This is a genomic window from Corallococcus sp. CA041A (assembly GCF_003612075.1).
In the GTDB taxonomy this organism is placed as follows: Bacteria; Myxococcota; Myxococcia; order Myxococcales; family Myxococcaceae; genus Corallococcus; species Corallococcus exiguus.
Genome location: NZ_RAWF01000573.1, coordinates 1 through 837, shown reverse-complemented (window position 1 = coordinate 837; position 837 = coordinate 1). Strand labels below are relative to the sequence as shown.

Here is an 837-nt window from a genome sequence, read left to right as displayed (position 1 = left end):
GCTCATGTCGGTGCACTCACCAGGGGTGCTCAGCTCTTCCTTTCCCTGCAAGCTCAACCCTGCCCACGGGGCTGGCGGCCGCTCGGCCTCCAGCACCTTTCTTCAGATAATTAGGGACACCCCCTAGCGTGTGGCTCGACCCGAGGGGAAGAGCCTGGGCGGGATCCGAGCGCCAGGTCCGAAGGCGGAGCCTGCGGTTTCCTAAACCGCAGGCCATGGGTACGCGTCATGAGATCCCACAGCGAAGGCGCGGTTGGAGCAATCAGCCCGTGAGCGGATCACCCTCGTGGAGGTGCTCGAACGGACGGCACCCTTCCCTGTCTTTGTCGCCACCCTGCTCACGGCACGCAGAAGCATGCTCGCGATGCGGGTCGCCGCGTCCACCCGGCCGCTCCACCTCCGCACCTCCCAGGGCGGAAGCTGAAAATCCGGGACGCACTCAGGGGAACTTGAGCGTGCCCTCGCGCCAGGCCTTGAGGACGTACTCTGCACGGAACCCGAGGAGCCCGGGACGCTTGGCGAGCCAGAGCAAAGTCGGCTCGCCAAGCTCGGGGGCGAATTCCAGGACATGGGCCGCGACGTGCATCCGGAGGGTTTCGTCCTCGCTCTTGAGCAGCGGGATGAGCTGGGACGTCGCACCACGGCTCCGGAGCTCCTGGTAGGCTCCCACGAGCTTGTCGTTGGCGCGGTTTGCTGCCCGCGAGTCGGCGGCCTCCAGGGCCTTCCCGTATGCGACCGACCCCTCCGCGTACCACTGGACGAGCTCTTCGTTGCTGGCCTTCTGGAACTTGCGGGTACTCAAGGGACAGCTCCAAAGCGAATGAGGGTCTTCATGCC

The 837-nt window shown here is 65.8% G+C and carries 1 protein-coding gene; it reads right to left on the bottom strand.

Going from position 1 to position 837, the window contains the following annotated elements; translation table 11 throughout:
* Window positions 1-439: 439 nt before the first annotated feature.
* The gene (locus tag D7V77_RS42260; protein WP_120581758.1) at window positions 440-802 is read right to left on the bottom strand and encodes a hypothetical protein; all 363 of its coding nucleotides are present in this window, start codon (window positions 800-802) and stop codon (window positions 440-442) included.
* Window positions 803-837 lie beyond the last annotated feature (35 nt).